The organism is Sphingomonas sp. SAFR-052 (assembly GCF_051965015.1).
Lineage (GTDB): Bacteria > Pseudomonadota > Alphaproteobacteria > Sphingomonadales > Sphingomonadaceae > Sphingomonas.
In genome coordinates this window covers 1-21,973 of record NZ_JBQCMO010000017.1, presented here as the reverse complement: position 1 = coordinate 21,973, position 21,973 = coordinate 1, and the positions used below count along the sequence as shown (strand labels likewise).

The 21,973-nt window shown below is 63.6% G+C and carries 25 protein-coding genes and 1 tRNA gene; 16 read left to right on the top strand and 10 right to left on the bottom strand.

Features of this window, described 5'->3' with window-relative positions; translation table 11 throughout:
- Nucleotides 1-7: 7 nt before the first annotated feature.
- From ACTHQV_RS18495 to ACTHQV_RS18485, 3 genes are read left to right on the top strand one after another with little or no spacing between them, the layout of a single operon-like run.
- The gene (locus ACTHQV_RS18495) at nt 8-1,333 is read left to right on the top strand and encodes a cytochrome b (protein ID WP_440492211.1); all 1,326 of its coding nucleotides are present in this window, start codon (nt 8-10) and stop codon (nt 1,331-1,333) included.
- 10 nt (nt 1,334-1,343) lie between these two features.
- Nucleotides 1,344-2,210 carry a cytochrome c1 gene (locus ACTHQV_RS18490; RefSeq protein WP_440492210.1) on the top strand — a complete coding sequence of 289 codons (867 nt, stop codon included), beginning with the start codon at nt 1,344-1,346 and terminating at the stop codon, nt 2,208-2,210.
- Nucleotides 2,210-2,758 carry an adenine phosphoribosyltransferase gene (locus ACTHQV_RS18485; protein WP_440492219.1) on the top strand — a complete coding sequence of 183 codons (549 nt, stop codon included), beginning with the start codon at nt 2,210-2,212 and terminating at the stop codon, nt 2,756-2,758. The genes ACTHQV_RS18490 and ACTHQV_RS18485 overlap by 1 nt, the downstream gene beginning before the upstream one ends.
- 213 nt (nt 2,759-2,971) lie before the next feature.
- Here ACTHQV_RS18485 and hisF read toward each other — a convergent pair whose 3' ends face one another.
- The 5 genes from hisF to hisB are packed head-to-tail and all read right to left on the bottom strand — an operon-like array spanning nt 2,972 to nt 5,945.
- Complete coding sequence (hisF, locus tag ACTHQV_RS18480; RefSeq protein WP_440492209.1) at nt 2,972-3,742, bottom strand: imidazole glycerol phosphate synthase subunit HisF; 771 nt, start codon at nt 3,740-3,742, stop codon at nt 2,972-2,974.
- Nucleotides 3,739-4,467 carry a 1-(5-phosphoribosyl)-5-[(5-phosphoribosylamino)methylideneamino]imidazole-4-carboxamide isomerase gene (hisA, locus tag ACTHQV_RS18475; RefSeq protein WP_440492208.1) on the bottom strand — a complete coding sequence of 243 codons (729 nt, stop codon included), beginning with the start codon at nt 4,465-4,467 and terminating at the stop codon, nt 3,739-3,741. The genes hisF and hisA overlap by 4 nt, the downstream gene beginning before the upstream one ends.
- The gene (hisH, locus tag ACTHQV_RS18470) at nt 4,455-5,054 is read right to left on the bottom strand and encodes an imidazole glycerol phosphate synthase subunit HisH (protein WP_440492207.1); all 600 of its coding nucleotides are present in this window, start codon (nt 5,052-5,054) and stop codon (nt 4,455-4,457) included. The genes hisA and hisH overlap by 13 nt, the downstream gene beginning before the upstream one ends.
- Nucleotides 5,051-5,356, bottom strand: coding sequence for a YciI family protein (locus ACTHQV_RS18465; protein WP_440492206.1), 306 nt, complete (start codon nt 5,354-5,356; stop codon nt 5,051-5,053). The genes hisH and ACTHQV_RS18465 overlap by 4 nt, the downstream gene beginning before the upstream one ends.
- Before the next feature lies 1 nt (nt 5,357).
- A complete protein-coding gene (hisB, locus tag ACTHQV_RS18460; RefSeq protein WP_440492205.1) occupies nt 5,358-5,945 on the bottom strand; it encodes an imidazoleglycerol-phosphate dehydratase HisB in 588 nt (195 codons plus the stop codon).
- 81 nt (nt 5,946-6,026) lie between these two features.
- Here hisB and ACTHQV_RS18455 point away from each other — a divergent pair, with 81 nt between their 5' ends.
- From ACTHQV_RS18455 to gmk, 6 genes are all read left to right on the top strand, one after another.
- On the top strand, nt 6,027-6,509 hold the full coding sequence (locus tag ACTHQV_RS18455; protein ID WP_440492204.1) for an SspB family protein: 483 nt from the start codon (nt 6,027-6,029) through the stop codon (nt 6,507-6,509).
- Nucleotides 6,506-6,922, top strand: a complete 417-nt coding sequence (locus ACTHQV_RS18450) for a GNAT family N-acetyltransferase (RefSeq protein WP_440492203.1) — start codon at nt 6,506-6,508, stop codon at nt 6,920-6,922. The genes ACTHQV_RS18455 and ACTHQV_RS18450 overlap by 4 nt, the downstream gene beginning before the upstream one ends.
- A gap of 22 nt (nt 6,923-6,944) precedes the next feature.
- On the top strand, nt 6,945-8,330 hold the full coding sequence (fumC, locus tag ACTHQV_RS18445) for a class II fumarate hydratase (RefSeq protein ID WP_440492202.1): 1,386 nt from the start codon (nt 6,945-6,947) through the stop codon (nt 8,328-8,330).
- A gap of 218 nt (nt 8,331-8,548) precedes the next feature.
- Entirely contained in the window at nt 8,549-8,767 is a 219-nt protein-coding gene (locus tag ACTHQV_RS18440; RefSeq protein ID WP_440492201.1) for a hypothetical protein, read from the top strand.
- On the top strand, nt 8,764-8,970 hold the full coding sequence (locus ACTHQV_RS18435) for a hypothetical protein (protein ID WP_440492200.1): 207 nt from the start codon (nt 8,764-8,766) through the stop codon (nt 8,968-8,970). The genes ACTHQV_RS18440 and ACTHQV_RS18435 overlap by 4 nt, the downstream gene beginning before the upstream one ends.
- Nucleotides 8,971-9,120: 150 nt before the next feature.
- Nucleotides 9,121-9,783 (top strand): guanylate kinase, encoded by a 663-nt coding sequence (gene gmk / locus ACTHQV_RS18430; protein WP_440492199.1) that lies wholly within the window; start codon nt 9,121-9,123, stop codon nt 9,781-9,783.
- A gap of 38 nt (nt 9,784-9,821) precedes the next feature.
- Here the strand turns inward: gmk and ACTHQV_RS18425 are convergent, their stop codons facing one another.
- The 4 genes from ACTHQV_RS18425 to ACTHQV_RS18410 form a co-directional block, all read right to left on the bottom strand.
- The gene (locus ACTHQV_RS18425) at nt 9,822-11,042 is read right to left on the bottom strand and encodes an SDR family oxidoreductase (protein ID WP_440492198.1); all 1,221 of its coding nucleotides are present in this window, start codon (nt 11,040-11,042) and stop codon (nt 9,822-9,824) included.
- 66 nt (nt 11,043-11,108) lie between these two features.
- Nucleotides 11,109-11,312, bottom strand: coding sequence for a DUF1289 domain-containing protein (locus tag ACTHQV_RS18420; protein WP_440492197.1), 204 nt, complete (start codon nt 11,310-11,312; stop codon nt 11,109-11,111).
- Nucleotides 11,313-11,316: 4 nt separating this feature from the next.
- Entirely contained in the window at nt 11,317-12,705 is a 1,389-nt protein-coding gene (locus ACTHQV_RS18415) for a DEAD/DEAH box helicase (RefSeq protein ID WP_440492196.1), read from the bottom strand.
- Nucleotides 12,706-12,813: 108 nt separating this feature from the next.
- Complete coding sequence (locus ACTHQV_RS18410; RefSeq protein ID WP_440492195.1) at nt 12,814-13,263, bottom strand: hypothetical protein; 450 nt, start codon at nt 13,261-13,263, stop codon at nt 12,814-12,816.
- Between the two features lie 106 nt (nt 13,264-13,369).
- Between ACTHQV_RS18410 and ACTHQV_RS18405 the strand changes: the two genes are divergently transcribed.
- The 3 genes from ACTHQV_RS18405 (at nt 13,370) to ACTHQV_RS18395 (ending at nt 16,209) form a co-directional block, all read left to right on the top strand.
- Nucleotides 13,370-14,812: an FAD-binding oxidoreductase gene (locus ACTHQV_RS18405; RefSeq protein ID WP_440492194.1), complete on the top strand. Its 1,443-nt coding sequence runs from the start codon at nt 13,370-13,372 to the stop codon at nt 14,810-14,812.
- A gap of 78 nt (nt 14,813-14,890) precedes the next feature.
- Nucleotides 14,891-15,676, top strand: coding sequence for a SapC family protein (locus ACTHQV_RS18400; protein ID WP_440492193.1), 786 nt, complete (start codon nt 14,891-14,893; stop codon nt 15,674-15,676).
- Nucleotides 15,676-16,209, top strand: coding sequence for a cytochrome b (locus ACTHQV_RS18395; protein WP_440492192.1), 534 nt, complete (start codon nt 15,676-15,678; stop codon nt 16,207-16,209). The genes ACTHQV_RS18400 and ACTHQV_RS18395 overlap by 1 nt, the downstream gene beginning before the upstream one ends.
- A gap of 183 nt (nt 16,210-16,392) precedes the next feature.
- On the opposite strand, the gene ACTHQV_RS18390 is transcribed toward ACTHQV_RS18395, so the two are convergent.
- Complete coding sequence (locus ACTHQV_RS18390; RefSeq protein ID WP_440492191.1) at nt 16,393-17,256, bottom strand: N-formylglutamate amidohydrolase; 864 nt, start codon at nt 17,254-17,256, stop codon at nt 16,393-16,395.
- 101 nt (nt 17,257-17,357) lie between these two features.
- On the opposite strand from ACTHQV_RS18390, the gene cpdR reads away from it, so the two are divergent.
- The 4 genes from cpdR to ACTHQV_RS18370 all read left to right on the top strand — a co-directional run bounded on the left by cpdR (nt 17,358) and on the right by ACTHQV_RS18370 (nt 21,104).
- Entirely contained in the window at nt 17,358-17,735 is a 378-nt protein-coding gene (cpdR, locus tag ACTHQV_RS18385; protein WP_056455298.1) for a cell cycle two-component system response regulator CpdR, read from the top strand.
- Between the two features lie 75 nt (nt 17,736-17,810).
- Nucleotides 17,811-17,885: transfer RNA gene (locus tag ACTHQV_RS18380), tRNA-Val, on the top strand.
- 111 nt (nt 17,886-17,996) lie between these two features.
- A complete protein-coding gene (locus ACTHQV_RS18375) occupies nt 17,997-19,010 on the top strand; it encodes an integrase (protein WP_440492190.1) in 1,014 nt (337 codons plus the stop codon).
- Between the two features lie 318 nt (nt 19,011-19,328).
- Nucleotides 19,329-21,104 carry a hypothetical protein gene (locus tag ACTHQV_RS18370; RefSeq protein ID WP_440492189.1) on the top strand — a complete coding sequence of 592 codons (1,776 nt, stop codon included), beginning with the start codon at nt 19,329-19,331 and terminating at the stop codon, nt 21,102-21,104.
- Nucleotides 21,105-21,973 lie beyond the last annotated feature (869 nt).

The following is a 21,973-nucleotide window of genomic DNA, read 5'->3' as shown; positions in this document are numbered from 1 at the left end:
GAGAGTCATGAGCTTCCCCTGGGCCAAGCATTACGAACCGAAACAGCCGCTGATGCGCTGGCTGGACGAGAAGCTGCCGCTTCCCCGTCTGGTCTATAATGCGGTCGGCGCCGGCTATCCGGTCCCGCGCAACCTCAACTATTTCTGGAATTTCGGCGTGCTGGCCGGGGCGGCGCTGGCGGTGCAGATCATCACCGGCATCGTGCTGGCGATGCATTATGCCGCGAACGGCGCGGTCGCGTTCGATTCGGTCGAGCGCATCATGCGCGACGTGCCCTCGGGCTGGTTCCTGCGCTATGCCCACGCCAATGGCGCGTCGATGTTCTTCATCGTCGTCTACACCCACATCGCGCGCGGTATCTATTACGGGTCGTACAAAGCGCCGCGCGAGATGGTGTGGCTGCTCGGCGTCGTCATCTTCCTGCTGATGATGGCGACCGCGTTCATGGGCTATGTGCTCCCCTGGGGGCAGATGAGCTTCTGGGGTGCGCAGGTCATTACCGGCTTCTTCTCGGCGATCCCGGGGGTGGGCGAAACGATCCGCGTATGGCTGCTCGGCGGCTATGCGCCGGACAATGCCGCCTTGAACCGCTTCTTCTCACTCCACTATCTGCTGCCGTTCGTGATCGCGGGCGTCATTGTCCTGCACATCTGGGCGCTGCACATTCCGGGGTCGAACAACCCGACCGGCGTCGAGGTGAAGGGGCCGCAGGATACCGTGCCCTTCCACCCCTATTACACCGCCAAGGACGGGTTCGGCCTCGGCGTGTTCCTGATCGTGTTCGCGTCGCTGATCTTCTTCGCGCCGAACCTGCTCGGGCACCCTGACAATTATATCCCGGCCAACCCGCTCTCGACGCCGGCGCATATCGTGCCCGAATGGTATTTCCTGCCCTTCTACGCGATCCTGAAGGCGTTCACCGTCGACTTCATCCTGCCCGCGAAGCTGTGGGGCGTGCTGGCGATGTTCGGCTCGATCCTGCTGCTGTTCTTCCTGCCGTGGCTCGACAAGTCGCCGGTGAAGTCGGCCAATTTTCGCCCGACCTACCGCCTGTTCCTGATCGTGCTGCTCGTCGACGTGCTGGTGCTCGGCTATCTCGGCGGGGCGGAGGCGACGCCGGTCACGGTGCTGCTCAGCCAGATCGCGGCGGGATATTATTTCGCCCACTTCCTGGTCGTGCTGCCGATCGTGTCGGCGATGGAGCGTCCGCGCCCGTTGCCCAATTCGATCACCGAAGCGGTGCTGAAGGGCGAAGGCGGCACCTCGCCCGCGCAGACTGCCGCCCATGGGTCCGTCCTTCCAGGGCATAACAGCCCGGCCGCGGCCGAGTAAGGGAATCACGATGCTCTCCTTCGCTTCCCGTTTTCTCGCCCGCAACCTGAACCTCGTCGTCGGCGCGGGCTTCCTCTTCGCGCTTCTGCTCGGCGTGTTCTCGACCGTCGGCGGCATGCTCCATGACGAACACGTCGAATCGGCCGAACACGAATTCCACCTGAAGCCGCGCGAGGCGGGGCTGCAATCGGCGGGGCTGTTCGGCACCTTCGACAACCAGCAGCTCCAGCGCGGTTTCCAGGTCTACAAGGAAGTCTGCTCGGCCTGCCACTCGCTGCGGCTGGTGTCGTTCCGCGATCTCGCCGCGCTTGGCTATGACGAGGGGCAGATCAAGACGATCGCCAATGACTGGCAGATCGAACAGCCGAGCGTGAACCCCGAAACCGGCGAGGCGGCGACGCGCAAGAACCTGCCGTCCGATCGTTTCCCGCTGGTCTTCGCCAACGACGTCGCCGCGCGCGCCGCCAATAACAACGCAGTGCCGCCCGACCTGTCGTTGATGACCAAGGCGCGCGACGACGGCCCCGACTATGTCTATTCGCTGCTGACCGGATACAGCGCACAGCCTGCAGAATTGCTGCGCAAGTTCCCGCAGGCGAAGACGCCCGAGGGGCTGCACTTCAACCGCTATTTTTCGACGCTCAACCTCGCCATGGCGCCGCCGCTGACCGGGACCGACCAGGTCCAGTATCAGGACGGCACCCGCGCGACTGTCGACCAGATGGCGAAGGACGTCGCGGCGTTCCTGACCTGGACCGCCGAGCCGAACCTGCAGAAGCGCCACACCTGGGGCGTGGCGGCGGTCATCTTCCTGCTGATCTTCACCGGCCTTGCCTTCGGCGCCTATCGCAACATCTGGCGGGGCATGAAGCATTGATCGTTGCGGATGCCGCCGGGTCGGCGGAGATCGCCCGGCGCATCCGCACCATCCCGGATTTTCCCAAACCCGGTATCCAGTTTCGCGACATCACGACGCTGATCCTCGATCCCGAGGGCTTGCGACTGGCGGTCGACGCGATGGTGGCGGCGGTGCGCGGTCCCGTTGATCTGGTCGCGGGCATCGAGGCACGCGGTTTCGTCTTCGCGCCGGCCGTCGCGCTGGCGCTGGGCGCGGGCGTGTTGCTGGTGCGCAAGGACGGCAAGCTGCCCGGCGCTACCATCGCCGAGGATTATGCGCTCGAATATGGCACCGACCGGATCGCGATCCACGCCGATGCCTGCGCACCCGGCGCGCGGGTGTTGCTGGTCGACGACCTGATCGCGACCGGCGGCACGGCGCGGGCGGCGGTGCGGCTGCTGCGCAAGGCGGGTGCGATCGTCGAACAGGCGGTGTTCGCGATCGACCTGCCTGATCTAGGCGGGGCGGAGTCGCTGCGCTGCGAAGGGATCGGGGTGTCGGCGCTGGTGGCGTATCCGGGCGAGTAGGAGCGAGACGACCTCAAGCAGACCCGCTCGTCCTGAGTAGCCATTGAGCGTAGTCAAAATGGCGTATCGAAGGACCGCCGCAGGTGCTTCGATACGGGTCTTCGACTTCGGTGCGCAGCACCGAAGCCTGTCCTGAGCGCCTGCCGCAGGCAGGCAGTCGAAGGGCTCAGCCCCTGCTCTGCACGAACGGGTAGGCTTCAGGTCATCACGGCCCTACCCCCGCGCCGGAGACCGAACCGGCACCCCCGCCGCCGCCAGCGCGGCATGCGCGTCGGCGACCGACGCCTCGCCGAAATGGAAGATCGACGCCGCCAGCACCGCACTGGCATGGCCCTGCGTGATCCCGGCGACCAGATGGTCGAGCGTGCCGACCCCGCCCGACGCGACCACCGGCACCGACACCGCATCGGCGATGGTGCGGATCAGGTCGAGGTCATAGCCGTCGCGCGTCCCGTCGCGGTCCATTGACGTCACCAGCAATTCGCCCGCGCCCAGCGCCGCCAGTTTCAGCGCATGTTCGACCGCATCGATGCCCGTCGCGTGCCTGCCGCCATGGGTGAACACTTCCCACCGTCCGTCGCTGCGCCGCGCATCGACCGAGGCGGTGACGCACTGGCTGCCGAAGCGGTCGGCAATATCGGCGACCAGTTCGGGGCGGGCGACGGCGGCGGAATTGACCGCGACCTTGTCCGCGCCGGCCAGCAGCAGCGCGCGGGCATCGTCGGGCGATCGCACTCCGCCGCCGACGGTCAGCGGCATGAAACAGACCTCGGCGCTCCGCCGCACCACGTCGATGATCGTGTCGCGGCCTTCGTGACTCGCACCGATATCGAGAAAGGTCAGTTCGTCCGCCCCCGCCGCGTCATAGGCGCGCGCCTGTTCGACCGGATCGCCGGCATCGCGCAGCTCGACGAAGTTCACCCCCTTCACCACCCGCCCGGCATGGACGTCGAGACAGGGGATCACCCGCGCCCGCACGGTCATACGGCGGCGACCCGGATGGCTTGCGCCAGGTCGAGGCGCCCGTCGTACAGCGCGCGGCCGGTAATGACGCCCTCGATTCCCGGCTGATCTTTCAGCGCATGGATATCCTCGATCCCCGCCACGCCGCCGCTGGCGATGACGGGAATCGAGACGGCGGCGGCCAGCGCGGCGGTCGCCTCGACATTGCAGCCCTTGAGCATCCCGTCGCGGCCGACATCGGTGAACAGCAACGCGGCGACGCCGGCATCCTCGAACCGGCGAGCGAGGTCGGTGACCGAGACGGTCGACACATCGGCCCAGCCGCGCGTCGCGACCATTCCGTCCCACGCATCGACCGCGACCACGACCTGCCCCGGACAGGCGGCAGCGGCCTTGCGGACGAAGTCGGGATCTTCCAGCGCCGCGGTGCCGATCACCACCCGAGCGACGCCCAGATCGATCCAGCGATCGACATTGGCGCGGTTGCGGATGCCGCCGCCCAGCTGCACCCGGCCCGGAAAAGCGTTCAGGATCGCGGCGACCGCATCGCCATTGACCGATGCACCTGCAAACGCGCCATCGAGGTCGACGACGTGCAGGTGATCCGCCCCGGCCTCGGCGAACAGCCGCGCCTGCTGCGCGGGATCGTCGCCATAGACGGTGGCGCGGTCCATATCGCCCTCGGCCAGGCGGACGATCTGCCCACCCTTCAGATCGATGGCGGGAAAGATGGTCAAGGACGCCATTCGAGGAACCTCTCCAGCAGCGCGATGCCGTAGCGCTGGCTCTTTTCGGGGTGGAACTGCACGCCCAGCAGATTGTCGCGGCCGATCGCCGCGGTCACCGCACCGCCATGGTCGGTGGTGGCGAGAACATGGTCGCCGTCGAACGCATAGCTGTGCAGGAAATAGGCTTCGCCCGGCACCAGCAGTGGGTGTGCGCGGGCAGGGACGACGTCGTTCCAGCCCATATGCGGCACGGTGATGCCGGGTGACGCCGGCAGACGGCGGACGCTGCCGGCGATCCAGCCAAGCCCGGCATGGGTACCGAACTCCTCGCCGGTCGTGGCCAGCAACTGCATGCCCACGCACACGCCGAGGAACGGCACGCCGCCGTCCAGCGCCCGCTCGCGCATCGCCTCGACCATGCCGGGGATCGCGGTGAGGCCGTTCATGCACGCCGCGAACGCACCGACCCCGGGCAGGACGATGCGGTCGGCACGCCGGACCGCGTCCGGATCGGCAGTGATCGCAAGGTCCGACGCGCCCGCCGCCTGCAGCGCATTGGCGACCGAATGGAGATTGCCCGCGCCGTAATCGATCAGTGCGATCAAAACAGCGCGCCGATCTGGTCCATCGCCAGCGTCATGGTGAAGGCGACGATCTCGACCGTCGCGACGCCGTTGACAACGAACGGATCGGTCTCCGCCACCGCGCGCACCGCATCTTCCTCACCCCGGAACAGCAGCACGCCCCCGGTCGGCGGATTGCGGCGCCCGGCGAGCAGCATCACGCCCTCGTCCATCGCCGCCTTGATCCACGCGACATGCGCCTCGCGGTGGACGTCGACCTCGTCAAGCGGCTTTACATAGGTGAGCATCGCAAGGCTCATCGGCTGCATCGGACGGGCTACCATGTCACAACACTCCCTTGGTCGACGGGATGGCATCGCCCTTACGCGGGTCGATCTCTGTCGCGGTGCGCAGGGCGCGCGCCAACCCCTTGAAGATGCTTTCGGCGATATGATGGTTGTTGGTGCCGTAGATTGTTTCGACGTGCAGCGTGATGCCGGCGGCTTGCGCGAAGCTGTGGCAGAAATGGCCGAACATCTCGGTATCCATCGTGCCCAGCTGCGCCTGGGTGAACTGCACCTTCCACACCAGCCATGGCCGGCCCGAAATGTCCAATGCGACGCGGGTCAGCGTCTCGTCCATCGGCGACAGTGCGTCGCCATAGCGCCGGATGCCACGCTTGTCGCCCAGCGCCTTCGCAAAGGCTTCGCCGATCGCGATGCCGGTATCCTCGACGGTGTGATGCGCGTCGATATGCAGGTCGCCGACGGTGCGCACGGTCAGGTCGATCAGCGAATGGCGGCTCAGCTGTTCGAGCATATGGTCGAAAAAGCCGACGCCGGTCGACACGTCATAGGTGCCGGTGCCGTCGAGATTGACCGTGACGTCGATTGACGTCTCGCTGGTCTTGCGGGCGATGGTGGCGGTGCGCATGCGCGGTTCCATAGCGCCTGTGGGCCGGCATGCAACGCAACGAATCTTGACGGGCGGGCAAACGCCGCTAACCCAAGGCCCATGACCCAGTCCGTCGCCGACAGCCTGATCCCGTATGACGAGATCGTCCAGGAAGCTTTGCGCGCCGTCGTCGGGCGCGTGCTCGGGCAGGTATCCGCCAGCGGCGGCCTGCCTGGCGAGCATCACTTCTACATCACCTTCAAGACGCAGGCCCCCGGCGTCGACATCCCCAAGCGGTTGATCGAACGGTTCCCGGACGAGATGACGATCGTCATCCAGCATCGTTTCTGGGACCTGACCGTCGATGCCGAACGCTTTTCGGTGGGGCTGAGCTTCGGCGGCATCCCGTCGACGCTGGTCATTCCCTATGGGGCGATCACCGGTTTCCACGATCCGGCGGTCAATTTCGAACTGCGCTTCCAGGCGAATGACGAACCGGGCGACGAACCCGAACCGCATGACCCGCCCGAAAACGATGCGCCGATCGCGACCAGCGAGGACGGGTCGAACGTCGTCGCCGTGGATTTCAAGCGCAAGAAGTGACGGTCGAGGTCGTTGCGACGCCGGGCGAGGCCGAGCGCCAGGCGATCCTGCGCATCCTGTCGGCGCATAACGATGCGGCGGTCGGCCCGACCGAGCGGCGGCAGGTGGCGATCGTGCTCCGCGACGATGCCGGTACCATCACCGGCGGGCTGTGGGGCAAGATCGGCTATCGCTGGCTGTTCGTCGAATTTCTCGCGGTGTCGCCTGCGCTGAAAGGGCAGGGGATCGGCCGCGACCTGATGCAGCGCGCCGAGACGCTGGCCCGCGACGCGGGTTGCATCGGCATCTGGCTCGACACGTTCAGCTTCCAGGCGCGCGGCTTCTACGAGAAGCTTGGCTTTGCGCATTTCGGCACGATCGACGATTTCCCGCCGGGCCATGCCCGCTTCTTCCTGTCGAAACGGATCGACTGACGCGCCCGCGGGTTTTGGCCGCATGACCGATACCCGTACCGAAACCGACTCGATCGGCGCGATCGAGGTTCCCGCCGCCGCCTATTGGGGCGCGCAGACCGAACGATCGATCGAGAACTTCCCCTTTCCGCCGTCCGAACGAATGCCGATCGGCATCGTCCATGCGCTGGCGATCGTGAAGCAGGCGGCGGCGCGGGTGAACCGTGCCGATGGCCTCGACGCCGGACTCGCCGACGCAATCGAGGCGGCGGCGGGCGAGGTGATCGCCGGCAAGCTCGACGATCAGTTCCCGCTGGTCATCTGGCAGACCGGCAGCGGCACCCAGTCGAACATGAACGCCAATGAAGTGATCGCCGGGCGCGCCAACGAAGCGTTGACCGGCACCCGCGGTGGCAAATCGCCGGTGCACCCCAACGATCACGTCAACAAGGGCCAGTCGTCGAACGACAGCTTCCCGACCGCGCTTCATGTTGCGGCGGTGGTGGCGCTGAACCGCGATCTGCTCCCGGCGCTCGACCAGCTTGCCGGTTCGCTGGCGACGAAGGAAGAGGCATGGGCCGATATCGTCAAGATCGGCCGCACCCATTTGCAGGATGCGACGCCGCTGACTTTGGGCCAGGAATTTTCGGGCTATGTCGCGCAGTTGCGCGATGCGAGACAGCGGTTGCAGGCGGCCGAGGGCGACCTGTTGCGGCTGGCGCAGGGCGGGACGGCGGTCGGTACCGGCCTGAACGCCGCGCCCGGCTTCGCGGAAGCGGTCGCCGCCGAGATTGCCGCGATCACGGGGCACGCCTTCGTCACCGCGCCCAACAAGTTCGAGGCGCTGGCGTCGAACGACCCGCTGGTCCAGTTGTCGGGCACCCTCAACACGTTGGCGGTCGCGCTGACCAAGATCGCCAACGATATCCGGCTGCTGGGGTCGGGCCCGCGTTCGGGACTGGGCGAAATCGACCTGCCCGCCAACGAACCGGGCAGTTCGATCATGCCGGGCAAGGTCAATCCGACCCAGTGCGAGATGCTGACGATGGTGTCGGCGCAGGTAATGGGCAATCACCTGTCGGTGACGGTCGGGGGGATGCAGGGGCATCTGGAACTCAATGTGTTCAAGCCGTTGATTGGTGCAGCGGTGCTGCGCTCGATCGATCTGCTGTCGATCGGCATGGTCAGTTTCGCGGAACGCTGCGTCGACGGGATCGAACCCAATCGCGCGCGGATCGGCGAACTGGTCGAACGCTCGCTGATGCTGGTCACTGCGCTGGCGCCCGAGATCGGCTATGACAATGCCGCCAAGATCGCCAAGCACGCGCATCACGAGGGGCTCACGCTGCGCGAGGCTGGGCTGGCGCTGGGGTTGGTCGACGAAGCGACGTTCGACCGGCTGGTCCGGCCGGAGACGATGGTCGGATAGGCGCTCGCTGTCCTACACGGCCGGCTTGTGCGATGTCGCTGGAGGGATGCAGCCCCTGGCTTTCCGACGCGTTGGTCCCGTGATCGGCGTAATGCGCGCACGCTGCACAAGTGTGAACTTTGTGAACTTTGGCATCGGCGCGCGGTTGGCGAACACGTATGTTAGGGAACATTCGATCCCGTCCTGCGCTGTATTTGTATAATGTTAGCGAGGAAGACATGGGTGTAACGACGATAGGCGCACTGGTCGGTGCCGACATCGACAAGATGAGCGGCGACGATGATTCGAGTATCGACGGCGCCATAAAGGGTGCAGTCATCGCCAATGTCCTTAAAGTCGTCGTTCCGATGGCAATTACCTACGCTGTCGGCTGGGCCGTGTTGCGCGGTGCCGGCGAATTGAAGGCGCAACTTTTCGAAACGGAGGACGCGGCATGATCGGACGGATTATCAGTGCACTGGTCGGGCGCGAAATGGATCGCCGCGACGGACGCGGTGGCGCCAGGGGCGCGGCGACGGGCTGGCTCGCCGGCAGTGCGATGCGCCGCATGGGCCCGCTCGGCATGATCCTCGGCGGCGGCTATGTGGCGAAGAAGGCCTATGACCGCCGTAAGCTCGACAAAATGCGACGCGGCTACTGAGAGCGTCGCGGTTCCCGCCGGTGGCGCGAACCGCACCCGCCCGGCAGACCGGGACGGCAAAGGATTCCGGGCGACCGGATCAATGCAAGGGGCGATGGCGTGCCGTCGCCCCTTGACGCCGTGCATCGCCCCGCGCGATGAGGCCCGGCCATGAGCCATCTGCCAGACCCCGACCTTCACGGCTTCAAGCGCCGGGGGGTGTTGTTCGTCCTGTCCTCTCCGTCCGGTGCGGGCAAGTCGACGATCGCACGCAAGCTGCTGGCTGCCGAAACCGACCTGTCGATGTCGGTATCTGCCACCACCCGCCCGCCGCGTGAGGGCGAGGTCGACGGCAGGGATTATCATTTCGTCGATCTCACGGAATTCCGGCGCATGGTGTCGGACCACGAGTTTCTCGAATGGGCGCACGTCTTCGGCAATCGCTACGGCACGCCGCGCGCTCCGGTCGAGGAGATGCTGAGCGCCGGCAAGGACGTGCTGTTCGACATCGACTGGCAGGGGGCGCAGCAGTTGTTCCAGATTGCCGGCGGCGACGTCGTCCGCGTCTTCATCCTGCCGCCGTCAATGGCCGAACTGCGCCAGCGGCTGGTGTCGCGCAATACCGACAGCGTCGAGGTGATCGACGGCCGCATGGCGCGCGCCGCAGCCGAGGTCAGCCACTGGGACAGCTACGACTATGTCCTCGTCAACGACGATGTCGAGGATTGCTTCCGCAAGGTGCAAACGATTCTCGCCGCCGAACGCCTCCGCCGGTCGCGCCAGACCGGACTGATCGGCTTCATCCGCAAATTGCTGCGCGCGCCCGGCGAATAGGCGAACCCCCTCTCCGGTGAGAGGGGGCTGCCAACGCGTTACGGGTGTGCGACCTTGATGTCGGCCGCACTGGGCGCTTCCGCGGCACCCACCGGCCGTTCGGAGAAGACCGGCTCGTGCGGCGCGGGGACCGTGCCTTCATCGGCGATGCCCGCCGCGAACGAAGCAGAGGCGTCGGTCCCGTCCGCCTGATGCGCGCCGCTGGGCGGCGGCAGCAGCTTGACCGCTTCGTCGCTCCGGCGCGGGCTCGATCCGCGCAGCGACAGCAACATCCCCGCCGCAACCCCGACCCCGCCCAGGATCGCCATCGTCGTCCATGGCCGCATCTGCGCCTCTAGCGCAAGGCTCTGCTTGCGCACGTAAATGTCCTGGTTCGACCGCTCGCGACCGTCCTTGCGCGGTTCGAACAGATTGTCCTTGGCACCCGGCGTCGCGGGCGTGTCGATCGTCTGCGCCTCTTCCTTGAAGAACATTTCCATGACGCGATCGGCACTGCGCGGCAGCAGGTTGCTCATCTTGGTCATCGCCATGCCGGTGCCGCCGACGGTCAGGTCGCGCTTGGGATGGGCGGCGGCAAAGCAGATCGCCTTGGCGACCAGTTCGGGATCATAGACGACCGGCGGCACCCGCGCGGGCTTGTCCATGCGGTTGCGGGCATGTTCGGGATAGGGGGTGTCGATCGCGGCGGGCTTGATGAGCGTTACCGAGATCGGCCGTCCTTCAGCCTCCATCTCCATCCGGAACGCTTCGGTAAAGCCCTGCACCGCATGCTTCATCGCGCTGTACGCGCCCTGTACCGGCACCGTCCGGTCGGACAGGATCGAGCCGAGATTGACGATCGCGCCGCCGCCCCGCGCGGTCAGCTCGCGCGCGGCATAGAGCGAGGCGGCGACGGTCGCGAAATAGCCGACGTCGAACACGCGGCGCTGTTCGTCGATTCCGGTCTTCTCCAGCCGGGCATACAGCGCGACGGCGGCATCGTTGACCCAGGTGTCGAACCCGCCGAACGCCGATCGCGCCTTCGCTCCGATTCGTTCGGGGGCATCCGCAGCGGTAATGTCGATCGCGAGGAAATCGGCCTTGCCGCCGCGCAGGCGGATCGAATCGACCGCTTCGCGCAGCGCGTCTTCGTTGCGCGCGACCAGCAGCACCTTGGCCCCCTCGCGTGCAGCGCGGCGGGCGGTGGCGAGTCCAATGCCCGACGATGCACCGGTGATGACGATGGTCTGTTCGGACAGCGGCTTGAGCGTGACGGCCATGAGGGGAACCTCCGAATGTCTGGATGGCGCGCTCAACGCACGGCAACCGTCCGGGGTCCGGCCAAACTATTGTTCGAGAACCGCCATCCGCTGCGGCAGGATCGCCATCACCGCGCGACGGGCATCGCCGTCGATCACGGTCCAGCGCGCGATCTCGTCGCGCGTCCGGCCGCAGCCGAGGCACCAGCCGGTGTCGGTGTCGATCGAACAGACCAGCACGCACGGGCTCTCGATCGCTTGTGGCGCGACCGATTCGAACACATCGTCCACGCGATCAGACCGGGATGCGGACATTCAGGAAGGCGGGGAAGGGTCCGTTCCAGCCGCCATCCTCGACCGCGTCCTGCTGGACATAGCGGGCCGGGCGTTCGTCGCGGCGCTCGGGCATGCGCTCTTCGCGTTCGCGACGCGGGCGGCGTTCCTCGCGCTCGGCACGGGGCACGCGCTCGCGCGGCGCTTCCGGTTCGGGGGCGGCGGGACGGGTGCGACGACCGCGGCGTGGTGCTTCCTCGACCGGTTCGGCCTCGACCGGCGCTGCCGCCGGCTCGCTGCCCATCTCGAGCACCGGAATCTTCTGCCCGGTCAGCTTTTCGATATTGGCGATATTCTCGGCATCGTCGGGCGTGACCAGCGTATAGGCGATGCCCGTCGCACCACCGCGCCCGGTGCGGCCGATGCGATGGACATAATCGTCGGGATGCCACGGCGCGTCATAGTTGAAGACGTGGCTGACCCCCTTCACATCCAGCCCGCGCGCCGCGACGTCGGACGCGACCAGGATCGAGACATCGCCCTGCTTGAACCGCTCCAGCTCGGCGATGCGCGCCGACTGGTCCATGTCGCCATGGATCTCGGCCGAGCGGAAACGAGCGCGCTGCAGGCTCTTGTTCAGCTCGCGCACCGTCGTCTTGCGGTTGCAGAAGATGATCGCGGTGCGAACGTCCTCCTGCGCCAGCAGCGTGCGCAGCACTTCGCGCTTCTTGGCGGCGGCGACCGGCACGACATGCTGGGTGATGTTCAGGTTGGTCGATGCCGGGCGCGACACCTCGATCGTCTTGGGATTGTCGAGAAACTTGTCGGCCAGCTTCTTGATCGGCGGCGGCATCGTCGCCGAGAACAACAGCGTCTGGCGCTGCTTGGGCAGCTTGGTGCAGATTTCCTCGATATCGGGGATGAACCCCATGTCGAGCATCCGGTCGGCTTCGTCGATGACCAGCATCGAACAGCCGGTCAGCAGGATCTTGCCGCGGGTGAACAGGTCCATCAGCCGGCCCGGCGTCGCGATCAGCACGTCGACGCCCTTTTCCAGCGCGGCCAATTGGTCGCCCATCGACACGCCGCCGATCAGCAGCGCCATCGACAGCTTGTGGTTGGCGCCGTACTTCTCGAAATTCTCGGCGACCTGCGCAGCCAGTTCGCGCGTCGGCTCAAGGATCAGCGAGCGCGGCATCCGTGCCCGGCTGCGGCCTTGTGCGAGAATGTCGATCATCGGCAGCACGAACGATGCGGTCTTGCCGGTGCCGGTCTGGGCAATGGCGACCAGGTCACGCATCATCAGCACCGACGGGATCGCCGCCGCCTGGATCGGGGTCGGTTCGGTATAGCCCGAATCGTTGACGGAACGCAGCAGTTCGTCGGACAGGCCGAGATCGGCGAAGGTCATTGCGGTTCCATGGCTGGGGAACGCAACACGCCCGCGCTCCGGTAAATCGGACCGCGCGTCGCGGAAAATCGCCGAAAAGTCAAGTTTGGCGTATGCGCCGCCTGAAAATCAGCGCGCCGGCACCAGCGCGCGGAACTGTGCGATGCGGCACTGGCCGCCGGTGCGCGATCGGATGACGTCGCGCGACGCGCACATCCGCCCGTCGCTGCTCGGCTTGATATACATGCCCGAATAGAAATCGAGCGAGGGGCAGTCGTCGGCCAGCCGCGCCCGCACCCGCCCGCCGCCGTTCAGCAACAGGTCGACGCTGTCGGTACGGCTGATCGTCACCGCCGCGACATTCTGGACCGGCAGGCAGCGATCGGCACGCTTTTCGACCCACTGGATCGGCGGCAGCGCGCGCGGGGCGCTGAACGCGACGGGGGCGAAGGGGGCGCGGGGAACGCGGATAATCATCCGCTGGATGCGGACTTCGGTCCGTACGGTCGCGGGCGACGCGGGCGCATCGGCGACACGACGCTGCGCAGCGCCGGGCAGGGCCAGCAGAAGCAACATCATGGTCGCTGCGGGAAGCGGCAGGGCGGTCACGCGAACAACATCTCCGATCGGAATTTAACCGCAGATGAACTGGTCGCAAGGGGGCAGCGATGCTAACCGGACGCCCATGATGCCGTCGCCCGTCGCCGCGATGGTCGCCGATGCGCGTGACGCGCTGGGCGACCGGATCGTCACCACCGATGCCGATCGGATCGCGCCGTGGCTGACCGACTGGCGTGGCCGCTATCATGGGCGAAGTGCCGCGCTGTTCGAACCTTCCGCTACGGAACAGGTCGCCCGGCTGGTGGCCCTTGCCGCAAGACACGGCGTGGCTGTCGTGCCGCAGGGGGGCAATACGTCGATGGTGGGCGGGGCGACGCCGCCGGCCGATGGCGGCGCGGTGCTGCTGTCACTGCGGCGGATGAACCGGCTGCGGCGTATCGATCCGGGACAGGCGGTCGTCGAGGCCGGCGTCATCCTCCAGCGCCTGCACGAAGCTGCCGCCGACACCGGGCAGCGATTCCCCCTGACGCTGGGCGCGCGGGGCAGCGCCACGATCGGCGGGCTCGTGTCGACCAATGCCGGCGGAACGCAGGTGCTGCGCTGGGGCAATATGCGGCGGCTGGTGCTGGGTCTCGAAGCGGTGCTGCCCGACGGGTCGGTGCATGACGGGCTCGCCGCGCTGCCCAAGGACAATCGCGGCTATGATCTGACGCAATTACTGGTCGGGGCGGAGGGGACGCTCGGCATCGTCACCGCCGCGACGCTGAAGCTGGCTCCGGCGATCGCCGAGCGTGCCGTCGCCTGGGTCGGGATCGCCGATCCGCAGGCGGGCCTCGACCTGTTGCGGTCGATGCAGGCGGCGACCGACCGGATCGAGAGTTTCGAGATCGTCCCCGCCGATACGCTGGCGCTGGCCGTCGCGCAGGTGCCCGGCGCCCGCACGCCGTTGGCCAGCGATCACCCTTGGCAGTTGCTGATCGAAGCGGTCGCAGCGCCCGGTGAATCGCCGCCCGCCCCCTTGCTCGAAACGCTGCTCGCGGACGGGTCCGCCGCCGGGCTGATCGGGGATGCGGTGCTAGCCACCAGCGAGGCGCAGGCCGACGCCTTTTGGCGCCTGCGCGATTCGCTGTCGGCGGCGGAAAAGTCGACCGGGCCGGCGGTCCAGCACGATATCTCGGTGCCGGTCGACGCCATGCCGCGCTTCATGGTGGAGGCGGCGGCGGCGGCGGAGGCGCGCTTTCCCGGCACCCATGCCACCGCCTTCGGCCATCTTGGCGACGGCAATGTCCATTTCCACGTCCGCGCGCCGGCCGGGGCCGATCCGTTGCGCTGGTATGCCGAGGATGCACCGGTCGTCACCCGCTTCGTCCATGACGCCGTCACTGCGGCGGGCGGGTCGATCTCGGCCGAACATGGCATCGGCCAGATGAAGCTGGGCGAACTCGAACGGCTGGGCCCGCCCGCGCGCCTTGCCGCGCTGCGCGGGATCAAGGCCGGGCTCGACCCGCTCGGCCTGTTCAATCCGGGCAAGCTCGTATCGCTTGCGCCCCGCGCGGCCAACCCATAGACGGTGGCACGAGGTACGCCCGGGGGGGCGGCCGTCCGGCAAATAACCGGACCGAATTGAGTATCTGGAGACCCTGAAATGGCCAGCGCGCCGCAGAATCAATCGCTTCCGCTGTTCTATAACCAGCTCGAACCGCTTTCGAGCCAGACGCACGGCAATTGGAAGGTCCGTTCGTCGGATCGCGCGCCGTTCCTGACCGGGCAGCATGCGATTCCCGTCACCGTCGAGGAATTTCCGCTGGTGCAGCGCCGGATGCCGATCGTGTTCTCGGTCGGTGACGATCCCGTGCCGCTGGCGCTGATGGGTCTGAACGAAGGGGTCAACACCTTCCTCGACGACGAAGGCCGGCTGATCGACCAGGAAACCTATATCCCGGCCTATATCCGCCGTTACCCCTATCTCCTCGCCCGGCTGCGTCCCGATTCGGACGAGCTGTCGCTGTGCTTCGACCCGACGTCGGACGTGATCGGCCCGTTCGAGGATGGCGAGCCGCTGTTCGACGGCGACCAGCCGAGCGAAGTGACCAAGCAGATCCTCGCCTTCAACGAGCAGTTCGAGCAGGCCGGCCAGAAGACCGGCATGTTCATGAAGGAGATCAAGGATATGGGCCTGCTGATGGACGGCGAAGTGTCGATTCAGCAGGAAGGCAACGACCAGCCCTTCGTCTATCGCGGCTTCCAGATGGTGTCCGAGGAAAAGCTGAACGAACTGCGCGGCGATCAGCTGCGCAAGATGCAGCAGTCGGGCATGCTGCCGCTGATCTTCGCGCACCTCTTCTCGCTGTCGCTGATGCGTGACGTGTTCGCGCGCCAGATGCGTCAGGGCAAGGTGCAGCAGCAGCCGGTCGCGGTACCGACCTTCTGATGGCCGCCTCCCGGCCGTTCCACGCCCGGCGTTATGCGCGCGGTGCGATCTTCTTTCACTGGACGATCGCGCTGCTCGTGTTGGTCAATCTGTGGATCGGCCTGGTTGGCGGATCGATGGGCATCCACAAGGCGGTCGGCATCACCGTGCTGGTGCTGACCGCCGGGCGCATCGTCTGGCGTATCGCCAACCCGCCGCCCCCGCTGCCCGCCCATGTCGCGGGGTGGGAACGGCTGGCGGCGACATGGACGCATCGCCTGTTCTATGTGTTGCTGGTCGTCCTGCCGCTATCCGGCTGGGCGATGGTGTCGGGGGCGAAGCGCTACCCGCTCGACTGGTTCGGGCTGTTCCCGATTCCCTATCTGCCGATCCCGCCGGTCATCGCCGGGGTGGGGCATGAAGCGCACGAGCTGCTCGGCCTGCTGATGGCCGGGCTGGTTGCGCTGCACATTGGCGCGGCGCTGCGGCACCAGTTCCTGCTGCGCGACGGCATCGTTTCGCGCATGCTGCCGGGCGGTCGCCGGGCGCACTGATCCGCGTTGCGATAAAGTCACGGTCAAATGCAAAAAGGCTCTTGAAGCCTTCCGACCTGCTTCCTAAATACTGGTTACACGGTTCGATGTCCCCCCTTTCGTTGGACCGTGCGGCGCGTTTCACGCGCCTCCTCCCTGAACCTTGGCCACTCCGTGTTTTGCACGGGGTGGCTTTTTTCTGTGCTATTCCGCTGCGATGCGGCGTGTCATGTCCAGCGCGAAATCGGTCAGCCGGTCGAGCACCATGCGCACCAGCGCCACCGTATCCTCCAAGCCCGCGCCCGGCTGGTCGAGCGCGTCGTCCAGATACAGGCTACGATCGATCTCGAGCTGCAGCGCATGAATCCCCGCGCGCGGCCGGGCATGTTCCGACAGAATGTGTCCGCCGGCATAGGGATGGTTGATCGCCAGCGGCAGGCGGTGGTCGCGCATCACCGCCGCGACCATGTCGGTCAGCCGCCCGGCGGCGGTCCGCCCATAGCGGTCGCCGAGCACGATCCGCGCCGGGTCCAGTCCGACGAGCGGCGGCATCGAATGCAGGTCGAGCAGGATCGCGATGCCGAACCGGGCGTGGGCCGCCGCCAGGGCGACCGCGAGCGCCGCATGATAGGGCGCATGGTCCTCGGCGATCCGTTCGGCCACCTCCGCCGCGGTCAGCTTGCGCCGCCACATATTCTCGGCCCCGCCGCCCCGGCGCGGGATCAGGCCGATGCCGCTGCGCACCTTCTCCGATGGCGACAGGCCGGCGATGCGCGGTTCGGCGCCGGCATCGACCTGCGGATCGCGGTCGCGCAGTGGCGAGCGGTTGAGGTCGATCCAGCCGCGCGGGCGTAGCGCGACCAGCATCGTTTCCGCTCCATGCGCGCCGATCGCGACCGCATCGACATAGCGATCCTCCAGCGCCGCCAGCCGCGCGACCGGCACGGTCAGCAGCGACTGCATCGCCGGCGGATAGTCGCGCCCGGCATGCGGCACCGACACCACCACCGGCGACACCGGATCGGCCGGGCCGATGCGGCGAAAGGACGGGGGCGGGGCGGGGATCATGTCCCGTACAGGATCACGCCCCGCCGCACTTGTCGAGCATAGCGCTGGAAAATCTTAACCCGGCCGGGCATAATGAAGTTGCTCGGGTCGAAGGGGTTGGGATGTACAGGATTTTGCTGGCCGAAGACGACCAGGTGATGCGTGAGTATCTCACGCGCGCACTGGAACGTGCCGGCTATGGCGTCAGTGCGGTCGATCGCGGCACGGCGGCCATCCCGCTGCTGCGGACCGAATCGTTCGACCTGTTGCTGACCGATATCGTCATGCCCGAAATGGACGGCATCGAACTGGCGCAGCGCGCCGGCGAGATGGTGCCCGACCTGCGCGTGATGTTCATCACCGGCTTCGCCGCGGTCACGCTCAAGGCCGGCCGGCAGGTACCGCACGCCCGCATCCTGTCCAAGCCGTTCCACCTGCGCGAGCTGGTGGCGGAGGTCGATCGCCTGTTCGCGGAAGAAAGAGTGCCGACCAGCAATTAAGCGCTTGTCAGGCGGCAATCGCGCCGCTAACAGCGCCACTCCGGTTTCGCTCTCTCCGGCAACAGAGAGAGCGCCGGGCGCGTAGCTCAGTGGTAGAGCACTGTGTTGACATCGCAGGGGTCGCAAGTTCAATCCTTGCCGCGCCCACCATTTAGAAAGCCCGCTAAGTCTATGACTTGGCGGGCTTTTTAGTTCTCTAAGCTGCTAGCTGGAATTGTTGATTTTGCCGCTCCTGCCACAATGGCGACACAGGAGGGTCGATTGGCGACCATCAGCAAAAGAGCAAAAGGTTGGTTCGTACAGATTCGCCGGAAGGGCTACGAACCGGAGTACCGGACATTCCCGACGAAGGATGCTGCGCAGCGGTGGGCGAGAGAGCGAGAAGCAGTCTTAGACACCGGACAGGTGACCACCAGCCGTCGTGATCTAAAGTCCATAACCTTTGGCGATTTAGTGCGACGCTACATAGTCGAGATAACCCCCGCGAAGCTAAGCGCAGAGAGTGAACGGATGCGTCTTGGCAGAATGCTCAAAGCGCCCGTGTTCGATCTGTCGTTGGCGGAACTCTCGGCAGGTGCCGTTGCGGCATACCGGGATGCGCGAGCCAAGGACGTTAAGCCGGGTACGATCGGGCGGGAGTTGTCGTTGATGCACAACGTCCTTGATATCGCTCGGAAGGAATGGGGTATCGGCCTCACTGAGAATGTCGTTGCGAGCGTGCGAAAGCTACCCATCCGTAATGCACGCGACCGTCGACTCCGTGCCGGTGAATTGGAGCGAATACTCATAGCGCTGGAAGACTGTCGCAATCGGCTGGTGAAGCCCGCGATCCTGTTCGCCATTGAAACTGCAATGCGACGTGGGGAACTGCTTTCCCTTACTTGGGACGCGATCAGCTTTCATGAGCGAACCGCGCATATACCTCATACCAAAACCGGTTATGCCAGAACGGTGCCGCTGACGGATCAGGGTATAGCCCTTTTGAAGGGGATGTCTCGAACAGGTCTGATGGTGTTCGACATGACGCCTATGGCGCTCAAATTGGCGTGGAACCGGGTCCGTGAACGTGCCGGTATTCCTGACTTACGGTTCCATGACCTACGGCATGAAGCGATTAGCAGGTTTGCGGAAATGGGGCTGTCCATCGTGGAACTGTCCGCAATCAGCGGTCACCGAGAACCCCGTATGCTGTTCCGCTACGCCCATATCCGCCCGTCAGATTTGTCTAAGCGGTTAGCTGGTAGATCATGGGAGGCGGAAAGCCGCGAATGGTGAGAGTATGTTCCTACATCCTGTTTCTCACTGCGAGTAAGGGAATACACCCTTCAAACGCCAGTGCTCAATATAACGGTTTAGATTTAATCCATTCCATTTCTAAATTATGTTCAAGAAGTTTAATTTTTCCAGTCTTTAGTTAAACATAAGACAAACAAAATTAAACTATTCGTTTTTTTGGCAATTGACGCCAAGCCCTGAATGGTCCAAATGCCATTCCGTCATCAAATGACCAAACAATCCATTCGTCCTATATATACTATAGGGAGGGTGGATTGGTTGCGCTCACACAAAGGATATTGGAATGGAAATTATTGAATGCTTAAATCAATACTCATTAAATTAACTTATAAAAATCTTATTGAATCTCTTAAATCATATGGACAGATATTGGAGAAGGGAAGCAGGCAACCTCTCTTTGAACTAGTAAAATGTATGGTGGAATGTCTATTCGGCGGAGGAAATGAGAAGTATTATTTAGCTTCTCTTGATCCCGGTTCAGGAAAAACCGAAGCCATCATATCATTTGTCAATGCATGGAAAAAAATAGGGTTTGACCCAAAAGCTGGAATCGTAATAGCGGTAAGCAGCCTAGATCAGATAAAATCTATAATAGATCGTGCCAAATTAGGTAAAGATGATTTTGCCTGTATAACCTCGGATGATGATCTAAATATGTCCGGTGTTGGATTACTAAAGGCTACTACCGCACCAATCCTGTTTACGTCTCATAAAATGATTAGGACAAGAACGAGTGGTAAGCTTTGGTCTTCGGCTAAAGAATTTTACTTCAACGGACAGGTAAGGAGATTAAAGATATGGGATGAAGGATTGGTATATTGTGAACCGCTTACGATACCATTGGATCACATAACAACGCTAGCCGTTGATATTGAAATACCTAACCGGGCTTTCGCGGATACGTTAAAGGCCTTCGTCAATCGGGCGACAACGGCACATGGCAGCGGGATTCCCGAAGTCGCGATCCCGAAGGACATCGTGGCAATCGCCAAGGGGTTTCTTTCTACCCAACGCGGAGACGGTAAAAGGGCCGCGATCCCTTTGCCACGTCGATCAAGAGCCACTTTAGAAAGCTTGGCGCGGTCTGCTAATCAGCCGCTTTCAATCAAGGCGTATAGCGGTGCTCATAACCGGGTGCTCGTTGGTGCGGTGGAGCCGCTGCCGGATGATTTTGCCCCGGCAATCATTCTTGATGCCTCTGGCAGAACCCGCACGACGTACAGCCAAATGGATGATGCGCTTGGGAATTTGGTTCGATTGGCGCCAGCCGTCCACGACTACCGGAATCTCGATATCCAGCTTCATCGGATGAATACTGGCAAGTCCGCGTTGGTCGGCGAAGATGCTGTAGCGGTTTTCAAGCTTGCGGCGGGAAAGATATCAGCAAAGCCCAAGGAAGCATGGCTTATCATCGGACCCAAAGCAGACGAATCTATAGGGTTAGATATCGAGAGTAGCATAAAGGACGCTCTGCCGTTAGCTGTATCTAGCATGGCTTCGGTCAGCTTTTTACATTGGGGAGCGCATACTGCAACAAACAGATATAAGGACATAAAAAACATTATTATTATTGGTGGTAATTGCTACAATGATCCAAGCTATGACGCTCTAGAGATTGCCAGCACAGGTTGCGCCAAAGGGCCAACCTTTGCTTCGACGTCTGGTTATGTTAGAAAGGGAGAATTCAAAAGTCATAGTTTGCAGGCGGTTATGCGGGGTAATGCAAGAAACATTACAAACGGTGCCTGCGGAGAGTGTGAATTGCATATCTTAGTCCCAAGGAAATTCACAAAGAGGGATATCAGTGACACCTTCCCGGGGGCTAAGATATCTGATTGTACAGTGCATAAACTTAAAAAGGGAACATTCCCATATGAGGTGTTCCGGTTCGTGGCGAGGGAAATGTTCCTTCGGGGTAAGTCTGTATTACCGAAAAGTGAAGTGATTGATGCTGTTGGATGTAGCAAGAACCATATGTCCAAAGTCATGAAAAACCCTACCCTTAGTAGAATATTTTCGAAACTCGGGGTATCTAACGGGAATAAGAACTTTGTACGAAGCGCTTCAACGTAGTATTAGTGAGAGTATCACGATTTGATCGTGATTCGGCTGGATGGATGGGACTGGGACCACCTAACAGCTTCTAGGACTTCGGCTTATTTTAAGCCGATATAAGCGCCCTCTTTGGATTGTGCAGGGTGGCAACGGTGATGGAATGATTGTCGCTGTGCGACCTTCCTAGGTAGCATAGCGTCGATCTAATCAGGCTGCGGATGCTTACCGCTTCACGGACCAGCGGTCGCAAATCGGGCGCTGTATGGGACATTCCTTCCCACGCATTGAACGGAGCCGTGCCGCTTCTACATCGCGGGTATGTTGCTTGATCGCTTCCGTCACGAAACGCCGACTAGCATCATTAACAGCGTTCATGCGACCGGCAACGATAGCTGAACCCCAGGAACGGCAAGTGCAGCCTTTGCCATCTGCGCGGCGCTAACAGCTTGCCGATACTGAACGGTCGCATACCGCTCGGCTTCTTCGAAGCTGTATGGTGCCCATTCGTCCGACGGGTAAACCTCGTTGTATATTGCCCTTGCAGCATCGCGAAGGGTGGCGTCGTGTTGAAGGTTTGGCATCGGTTCGACTCGTTTTCCGGCAATCGGGGCAACGTAGAACAAAAAGCGAACGAATGGCAACGGTGGGTCGTGATGGCGCTACACCCATGTTGCGCTTTGCTCCAAGCCCATCCATTAAAGGCGCGGCCTCCTGCAAAATCAGGGGCCGGGGCTTGGAATCCCCTTTGTCACGTCGCTCGGTCGAGTTTTCGGCCGGGTGCCGTCGTGCTGTACAGGGTTCGTCCTAAAATCTCTAGCTGCTGCCCCTTGGTGTGAGGGATATCCCGCCTTTTTCTGCTACCTCATGATCTGCTCCTTCGCGGATGT

Excerpts from the sequence above, each read along its gene's own strand:
- ACTHQV_RS18495 (WP_440492211.1), top strand. The coding sequence starts at position 8 with ATGAGCTTCCCCTGGGCCAAGCATTACGAACCGAAACAGCCGCTGATG.
- ACTHQV_RS18490 (WP_440492210.1), top strand. The coding sequence starts at position 1,344 with ATGCTCTCCTTCGCTTCCCGTTTTCTCGCCCGCAACCTGAACCTCGTC.
- hisF (WP_440492209.1), bottom strand. The coding sequence starts at position 3,742 with ATGACCGTGCGGGCGCGGGTGATCCCCTGTCTCGACGTCCATGCCGGG.
- hisA (WP_440492208.1), bottom strand. The coding sequence starts at position 4,467 with ATGGCGTCCTTGACCATCTTTCCCGCCATCGATCTGAAGGGTGGGCAG.
- ACTHQV_RS18465 (WP_440492206.1), bottom strand. The coding sequence starts at position 5,356 with ATGGTAGCCCGTCCGATGCAGCCGATGAGCCTTGCGATGCTCACCTAT.
- hisB (WP_440492205.1), bottom strand. The coding sequence starts at position 5,945 with ATGCGCACCGCCACCATCGCCCGCAAGACCAGCGAGACGTCAATCGAC.
- ACTHQV_RS18455 (WP_440492204.1), top strand. The coding sequence starts at position 6,027 with ATGACCCAGTCCGTCGCCGACAGCCTGATCCCGTATGACGAGATCGTC.
- fumC (WP_440492202.1), top strand. The coding sequence starts at position 6,945 with ATGACCGATACCCGTACCGAAACCGACTCGATCGGCGCGATCGAGGTT.
- ACTHQV_RS18440 (WP_440492201.1), top strand. The coding sequence starts at position 8,549 with ATGGGTGTAACGACGATAGGCGCACTGGTCGGTGCCGACATCGACAAG.
- ACTHQV_RS18435 (WP_440492200.1), top strand. The coding sequence starts at position 8,764 with ATGATCGGACGGATTATCAGTGCACTGGTCGGGCGCGAAATGGATCGC.
- gmk (WP_440492199.1), top strand. The coding sequence starts at position 9,121 with ATGAGCCATCTGCCAGACCCCGACCTTCACGGCTTCAAGCGCCGGGGG.
- ACTHQV_RS18425 (WP_440492198.1), bottom strand. The coding sequence starts at position 11,042 with ATGGCCGTCACGCTCAAGCCGCTGTCCGAACAGACCATCGTCATCACC.
- ACTHQV_RS18415 (WP_440492196.1), bottom strand. The coding sequence starts at position 12,705 with ATGACCTTCGCCGATCTCGGCCTGTCCGACGAACTGCTGCGTTCCGTC.
- ACTHQV_RS18410 (WP_440492195.1), bottom strand. The coding sequence starts at position 13,263 with ATGATGTTGCTTCTGCTGGCCCTGCCCGGCGCTGCGCAGCGTCGTGTC.
- ACTHQV_RS18405 (WP_440492194.1), top strand. The coding sequence starts at position 13,370 with ATGATGCCGTCGCCCGTCGCCGCGATGGTCGCCGATGCGCGTGACGCG.
- ACTHQV_RS18400 (WP_440492193.1), top strand. The coding sequence starts at position 14,891 with ATGGCCAGCGCGCCGCAGAATCAATCGCTTCCGCTGTTCTATAACCAG.
- ACTHQV_RS18395 (WP_440492192.1), top strand. The coding sequence starts at position 15,676 with ATGGCCGCCTCCCGGCCGTTCCACGCCCGGCGTTATGCGCGCGGTGCG.
- ACTHQV_RS18390 (WP_440492191.1), bottom strand. The coding sequence starts at position 17,256 with ATGATCCCCGCCCCGCCCCCGTCCTTTCGCCGCATCGGCCCGGCCGAT.
- cpdR (WP_056455298.1), top strand. The coding sequence starts at position 17,358 with ATGTACAGGATTTTGCTGGCCGAAGACGACCAGGTGATGCGTGAGTAT.
- ACTHQV_RS18370 (WP_440492189.1), top strand. The coding sequence starts at position 19,329 with ATGCTTAAATCAATACTCATTAAATTAACTTATAAAAATCTTATTGAA.